This is a genomic window from Oceanobacillus alkalisoli, assembly GCF_021556485.1.
GTDB lineage: Bacteria > Bacillota > Bacilli > Bacillales > Amphibacillaceae > Oceanobacillus > Oceanobacillus alkalisoli.
This window is the reverse complement of record NZ_JAKGBW010000104.1, coordinates 1-282: the sequence shown is the minus strand read 5'-3', so window position 1 is coordinate 282 and position 282 is coordinate 1. Positions and strand designations below refer to the sequence as shown.

Annotated in this window: 1 pseudogene; it reads right to left on the bottom strand. The window is 58.2% G+C overall.

Features of this window, described 5'->3' with window-relative positions:
• A pseudogene (locus tag LZD48_RS18570) lies at window positions 1–282 on the bottom strand (F0F1 ATP synthase subunit alpha); the annotation flags it as partial.

Here is a 282-nt window from a genome sequence, read left to right as displayed (position 1 = left end):
ATTTTTTGCTTTTGAGGAAATCCTTCGTGTAGGCATCCAGGGCGGCGCGAAGGGCCTCCTCGGTTTCCTTGCTCAGGTCGCCGGTGGTGCGGATGGCTTCCAGCACGTCCGTATGCTGAGCGGACATGCGTTCGTACAGGCCTTCCTCATACTCGGCCACGTCCGTTACCGCCACATCCTTGAGGAAACCGCGGGTCACGGCGTAGAAGATGCATACCTGATCCTCTACGGCAATGGGATGGTTGCGGTTTTGCTTGAGCACCTCCACGATGCGTTCGCCCT